15 protein-coding genes are annotated in these 20,113 nt (G+C 67.1%); 6 read left to right on the top strand and 9 right to left on the bottom strand.

The genetic code is table 11. The features are described from left to right. Window positions 1-63 precede the first annotated feature (63 nt). The 5 genes from radC to ACZK4H_RS19690 all read right to left on the bottom strand — a co-directional run bounded on the left by radC (window position 64) and on the right by ACZK4H_RS19690 (window position 5,470). Entirely contained in the window at window positions 64-573 is a 510-nt protein-coding gene (gene radC, locus ACZK4H_RS19670) for a RadC family protein (protein ID WP_003092330.1), read from the bottom strand. 351 nt (window positions 574-924) lie between these two features. Beyond that, window positions 925-1,989 (bottom strand): PDDEXK nuclease domain-containing protein, encoded by a 1,065-nt coding sequence (locus ACZK4H_RS19675; RefSeq protein WP_003092331.1) that lies wholly within the window; start codon window positions 1,987-1,989, stop codon window positions 925-927. After that, entirely contained in the window at window positions 1,986-3,185 is a 1,200-nt protein-coding gene (locus tag ACZK4H_RS19680; protein ID WP_001062689.1) for a tyrosine-type recombinase/integrase, read from the bottom strand. Before ACZK4H_RS19680 ends, ACZK4H_RS19675 begins: the two co-directional genes overlap by 4 nt. A gap of 264 nt (window positions 3,186-3,449) precedes the next feature. Further along, window positions 3,450-5,099, bottom strand: coding sequence for a chaperonin GroEL (gene groL, locus ACZK4H_RS19685; protein WP_014038666.1), 1,650 nt, complete (start codon window positions 5,097-5,099; stop codon window positions 3,450-3,452). 83 nt (window positions 5,100-5,182) lie between these two features. Continuing rightward, window positions 5,183-5,470 carry a co-chaperone GroES gene (locus ACZK4H_RS19690; protein WP_006396661.1) on the bottom strand — a complete coding sequence of 96 codons (288 nt, stop codon included), beginning with the start codon at window positions 5,468-5,470 and terminating at the stop codon, window positions 5,183-5,185. Between the two features lie 358 nt (window positions 5,471-5,828). Here ACZK4H_RS19690 and ACZK4H_RS19695 point away from each other — a divergent pair, with 358 nt between their 5' ends. The 5 genes from ACZK4H_RS19695 (at window position 5,829) to ACZK4H_RS19715 (ending at window position 14,115) form a co-directional block, all read left to right on the top strand. Beyond that, window positions 5,829-7,619: an endonuclease gene (locus tag ACZK4H_RS19695; protein WP_099554478.1), complete on the top strand. Its 1,791-nt coding sequence runs from the start codon at window positions 5,829-5,831 to the stop codon at window positions 7,617-7,619. Between the two features lie 68 nt (window positions 7,620-7,687). Continuing rightward, window positions 7,688-8,026, top strand: coding sequence for a divalent-cation tolerance protein CutA (gene cutA / locus ACZK4H_RS19700; RefSeq protein ID WP_099554476.1), 339 nt, complete (start codon window positions 7,688-7,690; stop codon window positions 8,024-8,026). After that, window positions 8,023-10,395 (top strand): protein-disulfide reductase DsbD domain-containing protein, encoded by a 2,373-nt coding sequence (locus tag ACZK4H_RS19705; RefSeq protein WP_099554474.1) that lies wholly within the window; start codon window positions 8,023-8,025, stop codon window positions 10,393-10,395. Before cutA ends, ACZK4H_RS19705 begins: the two co-directional genes overlap by 4 nt. Then, window positions 10,392-10,955: a TlpA family protein disulfide reductase gene (locus ACZK4H_RS19710; protein ID WP_099554472.1), complete on the top strand. Its 564-nt coding sequence runs from the start codon at window positions 10,392-10,394 to the stop codon at window positions 10,953-10,955. The genes ACZK4H_RS19705 and ACZK4H_RS19710 overlap by 4 nt, the downstream gene beginning before the upstream one ends. A gap of 637 nt (window positions 10,956-11,592) precedes the next feature. Next, window positions 11,593-14,115, top strand: coding sequence for a PepSY domain-containing protein (locus tag ACZK4H_RS19715; protein ID WP_099554468.1), 2,523 nt, complete (start codon window positions 11,593-11,595; stop codon window positions 14,113-14,115). 77 nt (window positions 14,116-14,192) lie between these two features. Here ACZK4H_RS19715 and ACZK4H_RS19720 read toward each other — a convergent pair whose 3' ends face one another. Further along, window positions 14,193-16,730, bottom strand: coding sequence for a methyl-accepting chemotaxis protein (locus ACZK4H_RS19720; protein WP_099554465.1), 2,538 nt, complete (start codon window positions 16,728-16,730; stop codon window positions 14,193-14,195). Between the two features lie 203 nt (window positions 16,731-16,933). Between ACZK4H_RS19720 and ACZK4H_RS19725 the strand changes: the two genes are divergently transcribed. After that, window positions 16,934-17,773, top strand: coding sequence for an arylamine N-acetyltransferase family protein (locus tag ACZK4H_RS19725; protein ID WP_099554463.1), 840 nt, complete (start codon window positions 16,934-16,936; stop codon window positions 17,771-17,773). A gap of 65 nt (window positions 17,774-17,838) precedes the next feature. On the opposite strand, the gene ACZK4H_RS19730 is transcribed toward ACZK4H_RS19725, so the two are convergent. From ACZK4H_RS19730 to ACZK4H_RS19740, 3 genes are read right to left on the bottom strand one after another with little or no spacing between them, the layout of a single operon-like run. Next, complete coding sequence (locus tag ACZK4H_RS19730) at window positions 17,839-18,210, bottom strand: VOC family protein (protein WP_099554462.1); 372 nt, start codon at window positions 18,208-18,210, stop codon at window positions 17,839-17,841. A gap of 22 nt (window positions 18,211-18,232) precedes the next feature. Beyond that, a complete protein-coding gene (locus ACZK4H_RS19735) occupies window positions 18,233-18,871 on the bottom strand; it encodes a response regulator transcription factor (RefSeq protein ID WP_099554459.1) in 639 nt (212 codons plus the stop codon). Continuing rightward, window positions 18,868-19,968 carry a sensor histidine kinase gene (locus ACZK4H_RS19740; RefSeq protein ID WP_099554458.1) on the bottom strand — a complete coding sequence of 367 codons (1,101 nt, stop codon included), beginning with the start codon at window positions 19,966-19,968 and terminating at the stop codon, window positions 18,868-18,870. The genes ACZK4H_RS19735 and ACZK4H_RS19740 overlap by 4 nt, the downstream gene beginning before the upstream one ends. Between the last annotated feature and the right edge of the window lie 145 nt (window positions 19,969-20,113).

Genomic DNA, 20,113 nt, shown 5'->3' on the forward strand with positions numbered 1-20,113 from the left:
TCAGGCCGCGAGGGCCATAGCTATGCCACCAGGCGCAGCAAAAAGGGGCCGAAGCCCCTTGGGCTAGATCAGCCCATGCTCGGCGAACGATGCCGTTTCGTTGCCCGCAACGATGATGTGATCGAGCACGCGCACGTCCACCAGACCCAACGCTTCCTTGAGCCGCTGGGTCAGCGCCCGGTCAGCCGCGCTCGGCTCGGGGTTTCCGCTCGGATGGTTGTGCGAAACGACGACCGCCGCCGCATTGAGCCGCAGCGCCTCCTTGACCACTTCGCGCGGATACACCGACGCACCGTCAATAGTGCCGTGGAACATCTCCCTGTATTCGATCAGACGATGGCGCGTATCCATGAACAGCACTACGAACACCTCATGCTCGAAGCTGGCCAACTTTGTACGCAAGTATTCCTTGACCGCCGCCGGCGAAGTGAACTCTGCTCCGCGCCGCATTTTCCGGTCAATGACCTGGCGCGCAGCTTCCAGAATGTCGTCGGCCGATGCCGGTAGATAGCGCCCGTGCGCGTCGCGCACCAGCAGACAGGAATCGAACGAGGGAAAGGACAGTTGCGACATGATCGTGCTCCGGTTGCTCGGGCGGAATTGCCCGGAACCGGCGGCAGCACGGCGCAGCGCAAGCAGTCAGGGGTCGCAGACGGCCGCCAGGACGCAAGCGCGCATGGCGCGCGCCGCCCTTGACGGCGAGAACGCCGTGATACGGTGAAGGGAACAGCAAGACCGCCCACACCCGCCCACTGCACAGAGTCGATTTTTGGCAAGCGGAGCGCGCAGGCCCGGATCAACGAGCCGGGACGGAGGCGTCAGTGATGGAAGCCCGACAGGGGCGAGACTCGCGCAGCGAAGCTCGATGCGCAGCACGACAGCGCGACGGCGGCACGCCGGGACGCCCGACTGCTTGGGACAGGACTACTCGTTGTCCGTCTTGCGCTGCTCGATTTGCAACTGCGCCCGTTGCGTTGCCTGTTGCAGCCGCTCCACCAGCACGCCCCTCGGCGGCAAGGCGGTCAGATACTCGGCAACGTGGATGCCGGACTTGTCCAGCTCCAGCAATTCGATCTGCTCGCGCTTCTTGCCGGTGCAAAGGATGATCCCGAGCGGCGAGGCTTCCTCCGGCTCCCGTTCGTGCTTGTCTAGCCACCGAAGGTAAAGCTCCATCTGCCCTTTGTAGGCCGCCTTGAAGTCACCTACCTTCAACTCCACCGCAACCAGCCGCCGCAGCTTGCGGTTGTAGAACAGAAGGTCAAGGTGGAAATCCTCGTCGTCGATCGGAATGCGCTTCTGCCGGGCGACGAATGAGAAGCCCGCGCCCAGCTCCAGCAGGAAGGACTCCATTTCACGGATGATCGCCGCTTCCAAGTCGCCTTCCTGCCAAGTGTCCCGCAGGCCCAGGAAGTCGAGGATGTACGGGTCGCGCATGACCAGGGCCGGCGACATGCGCTGCGCATCGCGCAGGGTCGCCAACTCCTGCGCTATGGTTTCTTCCGGCTTTTGGGAAAGCGCCGTGCGCTCGTACAGCATCGAGTCGATACGCTCGCGCAGCGTCCGCACGCTCCAGCGTTGGGTGCTGGCCATCTGTGCGTAGTAGTCCCGCTGGAGCGGGTCTTTCAGCGGCATCAGGGCGATGAAGTGCGTCCAGCTCAATTCTCGTATCAGTGATACGAGAATTCGCTCGTCGGGGAAGGTGGCGGCGAACTGCACCATGCGGCGCAAGTTCTGCTCTGCAAAGCTGCTGCCGTACTCCTCCACCAACTGCGCAGCCAAGGTGGGCAGAACTTCCTTGCCGTAGGCGCCCCGGCGCCTGTCCAAGACCTGCGTGTGGATGCGTTGGCCGATGCGCCAGTAGAGCATCGTAAGCTCGCTATTCACCGTCGAGGCGGCGCGCAAGCGCGCCGCCTCGATCAGTGCCCGAATGTCGCCCAGCAGCGCCGCGGGCGCTGCGAGCGATGCTGCTGATGGCCGGCGCCCGTTCATGCCACCGCCTCCGCAAGCTGCCGCGCGCCCGTGATGGCTTGGCGGCGGCTGGCCACCAGCTCGGCCGCCTCGCGCACCGGCTTGTCCTCGGTGTGGACGTAGTGCATGAACATCGCCACGGTCTTGTGGCCCGTCAGCTTCATTCCCACTTTGGTCGGCACACCGGAATTGGCAATGTCGGTGGTCGAGCGATGACGGATGCCGTGCGTGCCTACGTGCGGCACGCTGGCGGCCTTGAGCGTCCGGCACCAGCCGCCATAGTGCTCGCCAAAGGTCAGGTGCTTGGCCGGGTCGTTCGGCGACGGCAGGACGTAAGGGCAGCCTTCCAGACGCGGCGCCGTCGAAAGCAGCCGATAGGCTTCCTCGCTCATGGGCTTGGAAATGCCGCCAACCTTGCTGTCGGGCCACACCACGCGCCGGTTCTCGAAGTCCAGCCAGCTCCATTCGAGCGGGCAGATTTCGGAGCGCCGCGCCGCAAACTCGAATTGCAGCCGGATCGCCAACGGGATGACGTAGTTCTCCAGCCCCTCCGCCTCCAGTTTCTCCAACTGGCGGAAGATCCGCACCATTTCCTCGTCCACGATGAGCCGGGTTTCCTTGCCCGGCGGGTACATCGGGACGTGGCGGCACGGATTCGTGCCGTCCGGGCGGAAGCCCCAGACTTCGGCCAAGTTGAACATCTTGCGCAGCACGCCGAAGGTCTTGTTGGCCTCGGTCGGCTTGTAGGCCAGCTTTTCCATGAGCCCCGCAATGTCGGGCCGCTTCACGTCATGCACCTTCTTGCGGCCCAGCAGCGGGATGATGTTGCGGTCGATGACGCCCTGGTAGCCGTCCTGCGTGCTGACCTTGTTGCGCTTCTTGGAGTAGTCCTCCATGAACTTTTTGCACAACTCGGCCATCGTGGGCGCCTTGCGCGCCTCGGCCTTGGCACCGCCGGGATCACCACCCCGGCGAACCTCGGCCAGCCAGTCCTGCGCTTTGACCCGCGCCTGTTCGACGGTTAGCTCCCCGTAGAGTCCCAGCGAGGGCTTGCGGGGCTGGCCAGAGTTCGTGCGGTACTGGAGCATGAACACCCGGCGTCCCGTCGAGGTAATCTTGCAAAGGAAGCCGGGCACGACGGTATCCCGTAGTTCGATGTCCTTCGCCTGGGGTTGCGCCGACTCTACGGCGGTCTTGGTGAGCTTGATCTTTGCCATGATGACTCCTTGGAACGACCCGGATTCCAGGAGCCAGATAGGAGCGGCGCGAGGGAGAACCGGGTCAAGTTTCAGAAAGCACCGGCATATGATGGAAGCGCGTAAGCTATTGATAAACCTGCTGTATCGGGCTACGTCGCAGTCCAGCGAACTACCGGGCTGGAGTCATCGTGAAACAAAAAACCCCGCCTCGCGGCGGGGTTCTTCTTTGCATCGGGAAGACGCGCCGACCAGGGCCGGCAACGTCCGACGCGGGCGTGGACCTTAGAAGTCCATGCCGCCCATGCCACCCATGCCGCCCATGCCACCGGCGCCGCCCATGGCCGGCTCGTCCTTCTTCGGAGCTTCGGCAACCATGGCTTCGGTGGTGATCATCAGGCCAGCGATCGAGGCCGCGTTCTGCAGGGCCGAACGGGTCACCTTGGTCGGGTCCAGGATGCCGAACTGCAGCATGTCGCCGAACTCGCCGGTGGCGGCGTTGTAGCCGAAGCTGCCGGTGCCTTCCTTGACCTTGTTGATGATGACCGACGGCTCTTCACCGGCGTTGGCAACGATTTCGCGCAGCGGGGCTTCCATCGCGCGCAGGGCGATCTGGATGCCGTGGTTCTGGTCTTCGTTGGCACCCTTCAGGCCGGCCAGTGCGGTGACCGCACGGACCAGGGCAACGCCGCCGCCCGGGACCACGCCTTCTTCAACGGCTGCACGGGTCGCGTGCAGGGCGTCGTCGACGCGGTCCTTCTTTTCCTTCATTTCGATTTCGGTCGAAGCACCGACCTTGATCACGGCAACGCCGCCGGCCAGCTTGGCCACGCGTTCCTGCAGCTTCTCGCGGTCGTAATCGGAGGAGGTGTCCTGGATCTGGGTCTTGATCTGGCCGACGCGTGCGTCGACGGCAGCCTTGTCACCCACGCCATCGATGATGGTGGTGTTTTCCTTGGAAACCTGCACCTTCTTGGCGCGGCCCAGGTCCTTGATGGTGGCCTTTTCCAGCGACAGGCCAACTTCTTCGGAGATCACGGTGCCACCGGTCAGCACGGCCATGTCTTCCAGCATCGCCTTGCGACGGTCGCCGAAGCCCGGAGCCTTGACGGCCACGACCTTGACGATGCCACGGATGGTGTTGACCACCAGGGTGGCCAGCGCTTCGCCTTCGACTTCTTCGGCAACGATCAGCAGCGGCTTGCCGGCCTTGGCGACGCCTTCCAGCACCGGCAGCAGGTCACGGACGTTGGAGATCTTCTTGTCGTGCAGCAGGATGAACGGGTCATCCAGGTCAGCGGTCTGCGACTGCTGGTTGTTGATGAAGTACGGGGACAGGTAGCCGCGGTCGAACTGCATGCCCTTGACCACGTCCAGCTCGTTGTCCAGGCCCGAGCCTTCTTCAACGGTGATCACGCCTTCCTTGCCGACTTCCTTCATCGCGTCGGCGATGATCTGGCCGATCGACTCGTCCGAGTTGGCCGAGATGGTACCGACCTGGGCAATCGCCTTGTCGTCAGCGGTCGGCTTGGAGATGGTCTTCAGCTCGGCAACGGCGGCCACGACGGCCTTGTCGATACCGCGCTTCAGATCCATCGGGTTCATGCCGGCGGCAACAGCCTTGGCGCCTTCGCGGATCAGGGCCTGGGCCAGCACGGTGGCGGTGGTGGTGCCGTCGCCGGCGTCGTCGTTGGTGCGCGAAGCGACTTCCTTCACCATCTGTGCGCCCATGTTCTCGAACTTGTCAGCCAGTTCGATTTCCTTGGCGACGGAGACGCCGTCCTTGGTGATGGTCGGGGCGCCGAAGCTCTTTTCCAGCACGACGTTGCGGCCCTTCGGGCCCAGGGTGGCCTTGACGGCATTGGCGAGAACGTTGACGCCGCGCACCATGCGCGAACGGGCGTCTTCACCGAAACGAATATCCTTGGCAGCCATTGCAGTTACCTCATTGGTAGCGCCGGGCCATGCCCGGCGGCTGGGTGTTTGGAATCAGGGGATGAAGCAGGTCGCGCCGAGGCTCAGCCGATGACGGCGAGCACGTCGTCTTCGCGCAGGACCTTGTACTCGACGCCTTCGCTCTTGTACGAGCTGCCGGCGTACTGGCCGTAGATGACCTTGTCGCCAACCTTCAGCGACGGCGCACGCACGCTGCCGTTGTCCAGCGGCTTGCCCGGGCCGACGGCCACGACTTCACCCTTGGTGGACTTTTCCTTGGCCGAATCCGGAATGACGATGCCACCGGCGGAGATTTCGTCGGCTTCGATCGGCTTGACCACAACGCGGTCGTGCAGCGGCTTGATGCTCATGAGAGACCTCTTAAGTTATTGATTGGTCTGAAAAAGTCTGGCGATGTTAGCACTCACCTCAGGTGACTGCCAGCATCGCTCGCGAAAAAGCCCGACGAATCGGGAGCAGGACAGAGATGGAGCTGCCCCCGGGCCTTTCAAGGCCGTCCCCGGAAAAAATTTCGGTGCGGCCAGGCCCGCACAGCGCGTCCCTGCATGAAGACGTTCAGCCCGGTGAAACGCATCCATTCGGTCCTCGGCGCCCTCGACTTTTGGTGATCCGCGTCGCACTGTCAGATATCTGACGTTCATTTACGACAAAGTGTCACTGGATCGGCCTTAGGCTCGGCCGCGCATTCCCAATCACAAGGAGTTGTCGATGCGATTGCTGTCCCCGCTTGCCGCCGCCTGCCTGCTGGCGCTGGCCGCCGCGCCGGCCCAGGCCGAGGTCTTCATCAACGAACTGCATTACGACGACAGCACCGCCGCCGGTGACGTCGGCGAAGCGATCGAGGTCGTCGCCACCGCCGGAGAGGACCTGTCCGGCTATCGGCTTTACCTCTACAACGGCAGCAATCCTTCGGCCGCCACGGTCTACGCCAACAACCCGGTCCCGGCCGGTACCGCCGCGGGCTGCGGCAGCGCCAGCATCGCCGTGGTCAGCTACCCGACCAACGGCCTCCAGAACGGCCCGAACGATGGCATCGCCCTGGTCGATGCCAGCGGCAAGGTGGTCCAGTTCCTCAGCTACGAGGGCGCCATCACCGCCTCCGGTGGACCTGCCGCCGGCATGACCAGCCAGAACATTCCGGTGGCCGAGACCAACAGCACGGCGCCGGGCACCTCGCTGCAGCTGACCGGCAGCGGCAGCCAGTACGCACACTTCACCTGGGCCGAGTCGGCCAGGCAGACCTTCGGCAGCTGCAACAACGGCCAGACCTTCAGTGGTGGCGGCACCCCGGGCCCGAACACGCCGCCGTCGGTGTCCACCACCACCCCGGCACAGGGCAGCAGCACCTTCCCGGCCGCGGCCGATCTGGAAGTGGTGTTCAGCGAGACGGTGAACCTGGCCAGTGGCGCCTTCGCGCTGAGCTGCGGCACTTCCGGCAGCGTGCCGCTGACCTTCCCCGCCAGCGGGCGCAGCGTGAAGCTGTCCACCAATACCGCGCTGGTGGCCGGTGAAGCCTGCCGCTTCGACATCCGCGCCGCGCGCATCACCGACCTGCAGGGCGCGCACCCGGCCGCCGACAGCCGCATCGCCTTCACCGTGGCCAGCACCGGCGGCAATCCCGACCCGGGCAATCCGGGCGTGCCGGCCGGCTACTACTCGAAGGTGAACACGTCCAGCCCGAGCCAGCTGCGCTGCTCGCTGCACGCCACCATCAAGGGCCACACCGCCTACCCGTACAGCGGCTCGGGCACCAGCACCTGGACCATCCTGGAGATTGCCGACGAGGACCCGAACAACCCGAACCGCATCCTCGACGCGTATCGCAACCGCAGCTACGCCAAGGTGACCGATCGCGCCGGCAGCGGCAGTGGCCTGAAGTACAACCGCGAACACACCTGGCCGAACTCGCTGGGCTTCGCCAGCACCACCGGTGACAAGGGCCTGCCGTACGCGCCGTACACCGACACCCACATGCTGTACCTGACCGATGCACAGTGGAACGCCGACCGTGGCAACAAGCCGTTCGCCAAGTGCGACGCCAACTGCGGCGAGCGCGCCACCGAGGCCAACAACGGCCAGGGCGGCGGCAGCGGTGGCTATCCGGGCAATTCCAACTGGGTGCGCACGCCGGACGGCAACACCGGCACGTTCGAGGTGTGGGGCAAGCGCAAGGGCGACATGGCGCGTGCGGTCATGTACATGGCCATCCGCTACGAGGGCGGCAAGGATGCGGCCACCGGCCAGTCCGAGCCGGACCTGGAGCTGACCGACGATCGCAGCAGGATCGTCAAGACCAGCAGCTCGCCGGCCTACATGGGCCTGCTGTCGACCCTGATCGACTGGCACCTGTCCGATCCGCCGGATGATGCCGAGCGTGCGCGCAATGACGTGATCTACAGCTTCCAGGGCAACCGCAACCCGTTCATCGACCACCCCGAGTGGGCAACCCCTGGCCTGTTCACCTCGGCCAAGCCGGCCACCTGCCAGCTGGCCAACTGACCGCGCAACGCAGCGGTCCATCGCCGCCGCCGGGCCCTGACCCGGCGGCGGCCCTATACTCGACGGTCATGTCGACCGTCGATCCCGTCCTGCTGCTGTTGACCACCTGCCCGGACCGGGCCAGTGCCGAGCGCATCGCGCACGCGCTGGTCGGAGAGCGCCTGGCCGCGTGCGTGACCCGCCTCGATGGCGCGCAGTCGACCTACCGCTGGCAGGGCGAGGTGACCACCGACGCCGAGCTGCAGCTGCTGGTGAAGACCACCGCAAGCCGCGTCGATCACGCGATTGCCCGGATCGTCGAACTGCATCCGTATGAACTCCCGGAGTGCATCGCGGTCGAAACCCGGGCCGGCCTGCCGGCGTATCTGGACTGGATCCGGGCACAGACCCGGGAGGACACTGATTGAAGACTCTGTTTGCGCGTGGCGCCGCCCTGTGCGCCCTGTTGTGGCTCTCGCTGCCAGCGTTCGCGCTGGATGAGAAGGACCTGCTGCCGGTGGACCAGGCGTTCGCGCTGACCGCCACCGCCCCCGAACGTGGCCAGGTACAACTGCAGTTCAAGATCGCGCCCGGCTATTACCTGTATCGCCATCGCACCAGCGTCAAGGCCGACCCGGCCTTCAATGCCGGCGCGCTGCAGATGCCCAAGGGCGACAAGCACCACGACGATTTCTTCGGCGAGGTCGAAACCTATCGCGAGCGCCTGCAGGCCACCCTGCCCGGCACGCCGACCGATGCAGCGGGCACCATCAGCCTGGAAGTACGCTACCAGGGCTGCGCCGATGCCGGTGTCTGCTACCCGCCGCAGAAGCGCGTGGTGCAGGTCACCCTGCCCGGTGCCGGTGCACAGGCCACCGCCCCGGCCCCGCGTGCCGGGGCCGCCAGCCCGTTCAACAACCCGCTGGCCGGTGCCGGCAACAGCGGCGGCCTGCGCCTGCCGAGTGCGGCCAGCAACAGCCAGGCGCTGCCGCTGCCGTCGGAACAGGCGTTCGGCTTCGACGCCATCGCCAGTGACGGCAACACCCTGCTGCTGCGCTTCAGCCCGGCGCCGGGCTACTACCTGTATCGCGACCGCACTTCGGTGAAGCTGGACGGCAGCACCGGGGTGCTGGCCGACAAGCTGCGCTGGCCTGCCGCGCAGTCGCATCGCGACGAACACTTCGGCGATGTCGCGGTCTACTTCAACCAGGTGGAAGTGCCGCTGCCGCTGCGCCGCTCCGTCGCCGATGCAGTCGACAGTACCCTGGTGGTGACCTTCCAGGGCTGCCAGACCGATGGCATCTGCTACCCGCCGATGACCCGCCGGGTGAAGCTGTCGATCCCGGCCGGCAAGGTCAGCGCCAGCACCGACCAGGCACCGCCGCGCAACGAGGTGATCAGCCCATCGGCTGCGGCGCCACGCGAAGGCGCCAACGGCGCCCCCCTGCGCCTGCTGCCGACGGTGCCCAATACGGATGCCGCCCCCCCGGCCGTTGCAGGCGCCAGAAGCGGTAATGAGTTCGCTGCCGATGCGCGCGGTGACAACGCGCTCCGTACGCGTCCGCCGGCGACCACGCCGAATCCGGACCGTTCGTTCGTATGGGTGTTGTTGCTGGCCCTGGCCGGTGGCCTGGTGCTGAACCTGATGCCCTGCGTGCTGCCGATCCTCTCGCTGAAGGTACTGAGCCTGGCGCAAAGCGGCGAAAGCCCGCAGCGCGCGCGCAGCCACGCCCTCTGGTACACGCTGGGCGTGCTGGTCGCGTTCGCGGTGATCGGTGCGTTGATGGTCGGCCTGCGTGCGATCGGCAACGCCGTCGGCATCGGCTTCCAGCTGCAGCACCCGGGTGTGGTGGCGGCGCTGGCCTACATCATGTTCGCGGTGGGCCTGAGCCTGTCCGGCGTATTCACCCTCGGCGGTGGCATCGGCAACCTGGGCCAGTCGCTGGCCAGCCGCAGTGGCCCGGCCGGTGACTTCTTCACCGGTGCGCTGGCCTGCGTGGTCGGCAGTGCCTGCGTCGGCCCGTTCATGGGTGGCGCGATTGCCTACGCGTTCATTGCCCCGCCGCTGAAGGCGATGACCGTGTTCCTGTTCCTCGGCCTGGGCCTGGCGCTGCCGTTCCTGCTGATCGGCTTCGTGCCGGCGCTGGCGCGCCGCCTGCCCAAGCCGGGCCCATGGATGGAAACGCTCAAGCACGTGCTGGCCTTCCCGATGTATGCCACCGCGCTGTGGCTGCTGTGGGTGCTGGGCAAGCAGCGTGGCGTGGACGGCATGGCGCTGGTGCTGGGTGGCCTGCTGCTGTTCGCCTTCGGCCTGTGGCTGTTCGAACGCAACCGCTGGACTGGCTCGCGCGCCGTCACCCTGCTCGGCGTGCTGCTGGCAATCGGTGCACTGGTTCCCGCCTGGGGTGTGACCCAGCTGGCACCGCCGGCACGCGCCGCACAGGCCGCCAGCGACAACGTGGTGGAGTACTCGCCGCAGCTGCTGGACCGCCTGCGCGCCGACAACCGCGTGGTGTTCGTGAACATGACCGCCGACTGGTGCGTGAGCTGCAAGGCCAACGAGCGCGCCGTGCTGTCGCGGCCGGAGTTCAAGGAACTGCTCAAGCGCACCAACGCGGTGTACATGCGCGGTGATTACACCAACGTCGATCCGCAGATCACCACGTTCCTGGAAGAGCACAAGGCCGTCGGCGTGCCGCTGTACGTGGTGTACGGCCCCGGCGCGCCGCCGACCGTGCTGCCGACCCTGCTGACCCAGGCAGTGGTGGAGGAAGCGCTGCTGCGCACCGCACGATGAAGTGGCAACGGCCAGCGCTGCTGTGGACAGCGGTGCTGGCCGCCGGCCTTGGCCTGTGGGCCGGGCATCGATTGGCTCCCGCGCCCGCTGCGCCTGAGGCCATGCCAGCGGCACCTGCTGTGGCGGCTGCGGCACCCGTCCTGCAGGTCGGCGACAGCCTGCCCGCGCTGTCGCTGCCCGATCTTGAAGGCCGGCCGCTGGACCTGCGCCAGCACGCTGGCGGTCGCCCGCTGTTGATCAATGTCTGGGCCAGCTGGTGCGCGCCCTGCGTTGAAGAAATGCCCGAACTGGCGCGCTTTGCCGCAGCACAGGGCGACCCAGGCGTGCAGGTGCTGGGCCTGGCGCTGGATACGCCGGAAGACGTGCGCGGTTTCCTGCAACGGGTGCCGGTGGATTACCCGATCGTGATCGAGACCCCGGGACCGCGCGATGCCAGCGTGCAGCTGGGCAATACACAGGGCCTGCTGCCCTACAGCGTGCTGTTCGATGCACAGGGGCGGCTGGTGAAGGCAAAGCTGGGGCCGTTCGCCCACGGCGAGATCGACGGCTGGGTGAAGTGAGGGTTCGGCAGGGTTGCACCCTGCACCCGCTTCAGGCCAGAGCAACAGCCGAAGCAACAGCTACAGCGGGCTTCCTGTGAGATGGCGAGGCACTGTGGGCGTGCGGGGCCGCCGTGAACCCATCCATGGGGGCTTGGTCGCCGCATCCATGCGGCTCACACCCCGCACGCCCACAGTGCCCCGCCTTCGACAAGTTCAAGGCGCTGTTGGTAGGTGTCGACCTTGGTCGACACGGTAGATCCACGCCATGCGTGGATGAATCTCCATCGAAATCGAATACTTCGGCAATTGAACGAGGAGCATCCACGCATGGCGTGGATCTACAGATCGCGGAAATCTGTCGAAGGCGGGGTGGGTCCGGTTGCGGGGGTGTCCGCGGCATGGATGCCGCGGCCAAGGCTACAGGGACGTACTTGCGCCGTCCCCCGCAACCGGACCCACCCCGCCATCCCACGGAATGCACGCTATTACTTCTGAGGTTGCCGGCCAGCGGCCGGCACTACCGCGGGTGCCGGGCGCCGCCCGGCCGATACCCCCTGCTTGACCGCAGCCGGGGCGCCACGGAGAATTCCGCGACTAATTCTCATTTGCTGTTGCGCAGGATGCGGGCGGCAGCCTTCCGGGCCCTCCTCCTTCGATGTTCAAGAACGTCCTGTTCCAACTGCACTGGCTGCTGGGCATCACCGCCGGTGCCGTACTGGCCGTGATGGGCCTCAGCGGCGCCATGCTGTCCTTCGAGGATGAACTGCTGCGCGCGGCCAATCCCGGCTTCGCCGAGATCGCCGAGCACCATGCCGACGGCCAGCTTCCGCTTGAACTCAGCGAACTGGTGCCGCTGCTCCAGGCCGGCAGTGATCGCCCCCTGCAGCGCCTGCGCGTGGATGCCACCGGGCAGCGGCCCTCGGTGGCACGCTTCGCCGGCGGCAAGGAACACTGGGTCTACTTCGATCCGTACAGCGGCGAGCGATTCAGCGCCCTGCGTGGGCAGGCGTTCTTCGATTTCGTCGAGGACCTGCATCGCCACCTCGCCGCCGGCGAGCGCGGCAAATGGATCACCGGCAGCTGCGCCATCGCCCTGCTGTTCTTCACCCTGTCCGGGCTCTATCTGCGCTGGCCGCGACGCTGGTGGCACTGGCGCAGCTGGCTGGCGGTGGAATGGAAACGTAGCGGCCGTGGCTTCCTGTGGAGCCTGCACTCGGTGGTCGGCACCTGGGTGCTGCTGATCTACCTGATGAGTGCACTGACCGGCCTGTGGTGGTCCTTCGACTGGTATCGCAGTGCCGCCAACACCCTGTTGGGCGTCGCACCAGCCGCCAAGCACAAGGTCGCCACCGACACCGCCCTGAACCTGGAGCGCATCGAAGCCACGCTGTATGCACTGCCCGGCGTGCGCACCGGCTACATCGACCTGCGCCTGCCGGAGAAGCCCGGGCAGGCACTGAATGTACGCGTGATGGCCGGTGATCCGTCGCAGCGCGGCGGCCAGCATGACCGCGCGCATGATCTGCTGCAGCTCGACCCGGGCACGGGTGCCACGCTCGATGCCCGCCCCTACGCGCGCCAGGGCGCCGGCGCGCAGCTGGCCACCAGCGTGTTCGCGCTGCACTCGGGCAGCTACTTCGGCGTGCCCGGGCGTGTCGTGGTGATGCTCAGCAGTTTGGGCATGAGCCTGTTCTTCATCACCGGCTGGATGCTCTACCTGGACCGCCGCCGTAGTCAGCGCGCCGCGCGTGGCCTGCGCCAGTCGCTGCCAGCAACGCCTGCCGATGGCGGTGGCACGCCGTGGCTGGTGGTGCATGCCAGCCAGAGCGGGCTGGGCGAACAGCTGGCCTGGCGTGCTGCCGCGCAGCTGCAGGCCGCGGGCCATGCTGTGCAGGTACTGCCATTGGCCCGGGTCGATGCCACGCAGCTCGCGCGTACTGCCCAGGCATTGTTCGTGCTGAGCACCTTTGGCGATGGCGAACCTCCGGATGCGGCGCGGGGCGCTGCGCGACGGCTGCTGGCACAAGCGTCCGATCTGTCGGGGCTGCAGTTCGGCCTGCTGGCCCTCGGTGACCGCCAATACCCGCATTACTGCGGCTTTGGCCGCCAATTCGATGGCTGGCTGCTGAGCAACGGTGCGCGTGCGCTGTTCGAGCGCATCGAAGTCGATGCCGCCTCGGTAGCGGCCCTGCGCCAATGGCAGCTGCAGCTGGGCGCGCTGACCGGCATCGTCACCGATGACAGCGTGCTGCCGGCGGCCACGCGGATGCATGAATGGCGACTGCTCGGCCGCGACCGGCTCAACCCGGGCAGCATGGGCGGTGCCATCTGGCGCATCCGTCTTGCGCCACCGGCCGATGTGCAGTGGCAGGCGGGCGACATCCTGCATATCGCGCCCCGGCACAACGCGCGGCACGCCAGCGCGGTGCTGAAAGCACAGGGGTTGGATCCGCTGCAGCCGCTGCTGGTGGACGGTCACCCACGCACCCTGCTGGCGCTGGCCAGTGAACGCGAGCTGCCCGAGGCCGACGCCGCGCTGGCGGTGCAGGATGCCTGCCTGTGGTTGTCCGGATTGCCAACGCTGCCCGGGCGCGAATACTCCATCGCCTCCTCCACGAATGATGAAGTGGTGGAACTGGTGGTACGGCTGGTCCATGACGAAGCCGGACGCACCGGCCTGGGCTCGGGCTGGCTGTCACTGCACGCCCCAGTCGGTGCCAGCATCGTGGCCCGCGTGCACCGCAACCCAGGTTTCCATCGCACTGGCGGTGTGCCGATGGTGCTGATCGGCAACGGCACCGGCATCGCGGGCCTGCGCAGCCTGTTGCGCGAAGCCGCGCATGCAGGTGAGCACGGGCACTGGCTGCTGTTCGGCGAACGCCAGCGCGCGCACGACTTCCTGTTCGCCGATGAGATCGAAGCGTGGCAGGCCGATGGCCATCTCGCGCGGGTGGACCTGGCGTTCTCGCGCGATGGCGAAGGTGGTTACGTGCAGGATCGCCTGCATGCAGCCGCAGACGCGCTGCGCGGATGGATGCAGCGTGGCGCGGTGATTCATGTCTGCGGCTCGCTGCAGGGCATGGCCGAAGGCGTGGACCAGGTGCTGCGCGCTGCGCTGGGCGATGAGGTTGTGGAAACGCTGCTGGAAAACGGGCGCTACCGCCGCGACGTGTATTGAGCCACAAGGGTAGTGCCGGCCGCTGGCCGGCATGATCAGAGGCGTGCCGGCCAGCGGCCGGCACTACCGGAGCAGGATCAGGCCGCAGCGCGCGCCAGCGGCACCGGCTGCAACCGGAACGCGCCCACCGCTTCGGCCAGGGCATGCACCTGCGCCTGCATCTGCGCCGTAGAAGCACCAGCCTCTTCCACCAGGCTGGCGTTGCGCTGGGTACTGGCCTCCATCTGCACGATGGTCTGGTTCACCTGGGCGATGCCGGCATGCTGGTCCTGCGACGCGCTGCGGATACCTGTCAGCAGATCCGCAAGCTGCTGCACGCTGCCGACAATCTCGCCCATCGTGGTGCCGGCCTGTTCGGCCTGCTGGTTGCCCTGGCCCACACGCGCCACCGAATCCTCGATCAGGCCCTTGATCTGCTTGGCCGCCTCCGCGCTGCGTTGTGCCAGCAGGCGCACTTCCGCGGCCACCACAGCGAAGCTGCGACCCTGCTCACCCGCACGCGCCGCTTCCACCGCAGCATTCAGCGCGAGGATGTTGGTCTGGAAGGCGATGCCATCGATCAGCTGGGTGATGTCGCCGATCCGCCGCGAGGCCTCGCTGATGCCATGCATGGTCGCGACCACCTGGCCAACGGCCTCGCCACCGCGCTGGGCCACTGCCGCCGCGCCCTTGACCAGCACGTCGGCACGGCCCGCGGCATCGGCATTGCGGCCAACGGTGTCGGTCAGCTCGTGCATCGACGCTGCCGTCTCTTCCAGGTTGGCCGCCTGCTGTTCGGTGCGCTGCGACAGATCATGGTGACCGGCAACGATCTCACCGACACCGGTATCGAGGCTGGACGTCGCCTGCTGGATGCGGGTGACGATGCGGCCCAGTTGCGCGACGGTGGCGTTGGCATCGTCGCGCATGCGTGCGAACACGCCCTGCAGCTCGCCTTCCATGCGCACGCTGAGGTCGCCGCGGGCCAGCGCCGCCAGAAGTGCCTGCAGATCGCCGAGGTTGGTCTCGAACGTGGCCAGCAGGCGATTGATGCTGGTCGACAACGTACGCACAAAGCCCTGTTTTCCCTCCAGCGCGATGCGACCGTGCAGGTCTCCATGTGCGGCGGCGTCGACCAGTGCTGCCACTTCGGTTTCCAGCAGCGTTTCCAGCGCGCGGCTGCGCCACTCCACTGCCACGCCGAGGAAATGCCCTTCGTCGGTGATGGCATTGGCGATCAGCTGGTAGCGGACGCCGGCATGACCGATCTCGCGCTCCTCGCGCTGGCGCACGCCGGCCAGGTTGGCCAGTGCCGGATGCAGGCGTACCGCATCGTTCCCCACCAGATCTTCAAGCCGGAGTTCAAGCTGCTCCAACAGCGCCGGATTGGCGTAGGCGACCTGCCCTTCCGCATCGATCACCATCAGCCCGGTCTGCGCGCTGTCCAGTGCCTGGCGCACGCGGGTGTTGCCGCGGGCCACGGCACGCTCGGTCTCGATGCGCGCGCGCAGGCGCTGCTGCATGTCGACCAGGCGCTGGGCCAGCTGGCCGATCTCATCGTTGGCGTTGTAGACGCGCAGAGTGGTGTCGAGGCGGTCGTCGGCGATATCGCTGGCGAAACGCAGGGTGTCCTGGATCGGCTGGCGCACCGCACGCAGCACCAGCACCAGGCTGGTGATCAGCACGCCTGCCACCAGCAGCAGGGTCAGTGCGAACAGCACGCTCATCGTGCGCGCGCCGGCCTGCTGCCGCGCCTGCGCCCTGGCCAGCGCCGCCACCTGTGCCTGCTGGAATGCGGCCAGCGCCGGCGCTACGCCCGCAGCGGTATCCAGCAGCGACTGCGCTTCCACATCCAGGCCGACGCGGGCAGCGGTATACCCCAGCAATGCGGCCTGATACACCTCCATACCGGTGCGCAGGGTGTCCTGCTCATCCGCGGGCAGGCCCGCCAGCGCGAGATCGAACGGCAGCTTTTCCTCGCTGGCGCGGTCGGCGTGGGTGGAATCACCGTCGAGCAGCAGCAGCGCCTCCTGCCTTCGCATCTTCTGCAGGGACAGCGCCAGCGCGGGCCGCTGCTGCACATCCACCTGCGCCTGGAGGGTGTCAGCGGCCTGCTGCAGCTGCGCGGCGAGGCCGGCATCACCACGGCCCATCTCGTCGACCCGTTCGAACAGGGCGGCCACACCCTGCGAGAACGCGTCGGCAGCTTCGGTCAGCGCCTGCAGGGCCTTGCGCCGGCCAGCATCCATCGGCGTCGCGCGCAGCGCCTGCAGATCAGTCTGCAACGCCTTCTGCGTGGCCAACAGCTGCGCGCGGTCGGCATCATCGAAACTGCGTGCATACTGGGTCTGCAGGCGACGCGCTTCGGCCACCCGCGTGGACAGGCTGGCAGCCAGATCGCTGCCGCGCTGGTAGCTGGCCTGGCTGCGCGCAGCCAGGGCGTTGGCATGGCCAGTCCATGCGTAGACAGCGGCGATCGCCACCAGGCCCAGGCCACAGACCCACAGGGTCGCCTTGAGCTTGTTGGCCACGCTGAGCCGGTGTGGCTGCAGCCACAGCAGCAGGCCGGGGGACGCCGAGCGCAACGTGGCAAGGCGCGTGCGCAGGGACCGGAGGTGGGGAACAACGGCCGACATGACAGACTCCAGGCGGAAGGACACACCTGTATCGGCCGGCTTCAGGACAACTTTAGAGCTTTCTTCGCCTGCGTCCCCCCGTTGCTGGTGGACGCGGCCTTTGTACCGGGTGCAGGCGACGGAGGCATGACACGGCCGCCGCGCTTGACCTCAACCCCGGTTTGGGGAGCACAGTGGACGCCCCTCCCCCGCCCGGTGCCTCCATGACGACGCTCGATGTCCCCCGCTACCTGCAGCGCCTGCAGCTGGAAGCACCGCCACCGCGGACTCTGGCCGGCCTGACCCTGCTGCAGCAGCGCCACAACGCACTGCTGCCCTTCGAGACACTCAGCTGCCTGCTGCGCGATGCGGTGCCGATCGACCTGGACAGCGTGCAACGCAAGCTGCTTGACGACCGGCGTGGCGGGTACTGCTTCGAACTCAATGGCGGATTGCTGGCGCTGCTGCAGGCATTGGGCTTCGATGCGCAGCCACTGAGTGCACGTGTGCTGCTGGCCGCACAGGACGGCGAACTGACCGCGCGTACCCACCTGCTGCTACGCGTGCAGGTGGAAGGCGATGACTGGCTGGTGGATGCCGGTTTCGGCAGCCTGACCCCGACCGTGCCGCTGCGCCTGCATGATCCGCAGCCGCAGGCCACGCCGCACGAACGCTATCTGCTGCAGCGCCTGCCCGACGAGGGTGATTTCGTGCTGTCGGCCGAGTCCAACGATGGCTGGCGGGCGATGTATCGGTTCGACCTGCAGGCGCCGGCACCGATCGACAACGTGGTGGGCAACTGGTACGTGTGCACCCATCCCGATTCCAGTTTCCCCGGCCAGCTGCGCGCATCGCTGACCGGGCCGGACTGGCGCCGTACCATCGGCAGCGGCAATTACACCGAGTACCGCCCCGGGCAGGCCCCGGACAAGCGCCCGCTGCATGATGTGGGTGATGTGCGTGACGTGCTGCAGCAGCGCTTCGGCATGCAGCTGCCGGACGACCCGCGGCTGGACCCGGCCATCAATGACTGGCTGCAGCGCTCCCGCGCCGCGCTCTTGTAGAGCCGAGCCCATGCTCGGCTGAGCTGGAGCGGCTGGGCCAACGGCAGCCGAGCGTGGGCTCGGCTCTACAGAGCTGCGCGCGCCTGCAGCGCAATGCGGTTTCCTTCGCTGTCGCGGATCTCGGCCACGCGCCAGTCGCCCGCATCGGCGGGTCCGAAGCGCAGCTCGGCGCCCGCTTGCAGTGCTCGCTCCAGGCTCGCATCCAGGTCATCGACGCCGATGTAGACGCGCGCCCCCTGTTCGGAAGGCCAGTAGTCCGCGCCGTGCACCAGCGCCATGCTGGCACCCTCGGCCTCATCGGAGAACGGCAGGTACGCCATCCGGCAATCGTGCAGCAGGATCGGCTCATCCATGACCACCTGCAGCCAATGCTGGTAGAACGCGATGGCACGGTCCAGGTCACTGGCCGGGATTTCCACATGCAGGATCGGGTTCACTGGCACTCCTTGCTCGGTCCACTCAGATGATGCGCAGGGTAATCGCCTTCAGCACCGCACGGGTGCGATCACGGGTGCCCAGCTTGTCGAGTATGGCGGACACGTAGTTCTTCACCGTGCCCTCGGCCAGGAACAGGCTGCGCGCGATCTCCTTGTTGCTGTATCCCCCAGCCAACAGGCGCAGGATCGCCACCTCGCGTTCCCCGAAGGTATCGGTGGGCGGCGCTTCATCGTGGAAGCGGTAGCGGGCGCGCACCGGCTCGGTGCTGACCGGCAGCAGCAGGGTTTCACCCGCGGCGACGCGCTCGATCGCTTCGCGCAGGTCTGCGGGTGCCGCATCCTTGAGCAGGAAGCCCTGTGCGCCGGCCTCGCTGGCCCGCAGCAGCAGATCACTTTCATCGAAGGTGGTCAGCAGCAGCCATGGCGTTGCGTCACCGCGTGCGCGCAGCTGTCGCACTGCCTCGATGCCGTCCATTCCGGGCATGCGGATGTCACTGAGCACCACATCCACGCGCTGGGCAGCCAACGCGTCCAGCAGCGTCTGGCCCTCCTCGGCCTCCAGCACCACGTCCACGCCCAGCCCCTGCAGCAGCGCGCGCAGGCCGGCGCGGACCAGCGCCTGGTCATCGGCCAGCGCCACCCGGATCATGGCGGCACTCATGCCGGCAACCGCGCGGTCAGATGCATGCCGCCCTGCGCGGTTCGCGCCAGCTCCAAACGCCCCTGTACGGCCGCCAAGCGCTCGCGCATGCCGGCGATGCCATTGCCTTCACGGATGCGTTCGGCGCGTTGGCCGTCATCGCGGATATCGATACGCAATTGGGAATCCTCTTCACTGATCGTCAGCCACACGGTGTCTGCATTGCCGTGGCGGGCGGCGTTGGTCAGGGCTTCCTGCACCAGCCGCAGCACGGTCTCTGCCATCAGCGGGTCAACCACGCGCACGCTCTGGCCGATCTGCAGCTGCAGCTTCGGCCGCGGGAACGGCGCGGCCAGCGCGTGCAGCGCAGTAGCCAGATCGAGGCCGCGATCATCGCGCATTGATTGCACCACCTGGCGGATGTCGGCCAGCAACTCGCCGGACAACTGTTCCGCCAGCACCAACCCTTCGCGCCCGGCCAGCACAGGGTCGGCCGCAAGGGCGCGCAGGTTCAAGCGCATCGCGGTGAGCTTGTGCCCGGCTACATCGTGCAGTTCGCGGGCCAGGCGCAGGCGCTCGGCGTCGCGTGCACTGTCGGCCAGCAGTGCACGTGTCGCCAGGAGATCGGCATTGACGCGGGCCAGATCATCGCGGGCCAACGCAGTGCTGCGCGCGTAGTGTGCGGTCAGTGCAGCAAATGCCTGGAAACCGCCATACAGCAGCACCACCAGCAACGGCTGGGTGAAACCACTGTGGCGCAGCACGAGATACATGGCGAGGTTGGCCAGCAGTGCAATACCCAGCACGAAGCGCGGTGGCCAATGCTCGGCCAGCTGCGCGACCAGCACCACCAGCAGCACCGGGGCAGTACCGGTGCGCGGCTGCAGGGCAACCAGCGCGATCGCCAGCACGGTCTGCAGCACCGCAGCGAATGCACGCACGCGGGTCGGCATTGCCGCCCATCCGTGCACCACGAACAGCAGCAGGAACGTGCCAAGCAACGCCTGGCTGAGGCCGGCACCGGCGCCGTGCACGCCGAACGACAGGCCCACCACCAGCACGGTAACCAGCCCGGCGAGGCTGAGCGGACGCAACAGGTGGCGGAACAGGCTGGGCATGGCCAGATGCTGACCGCCGCGCACGCCGGCGGCAATGGGTCCGGCGCAGAAAGTGACTTCTGGCACGTCGGATCGATGACCACTGGCCCTGAACCCAGCACCGCGCCCCGCGCAGACTGGCTCCACACCGCAGCACACCACCCAC

It is taken from the genome of Stenotrophomonas sp. 78350_Sma (assembly GCF_056482105.1).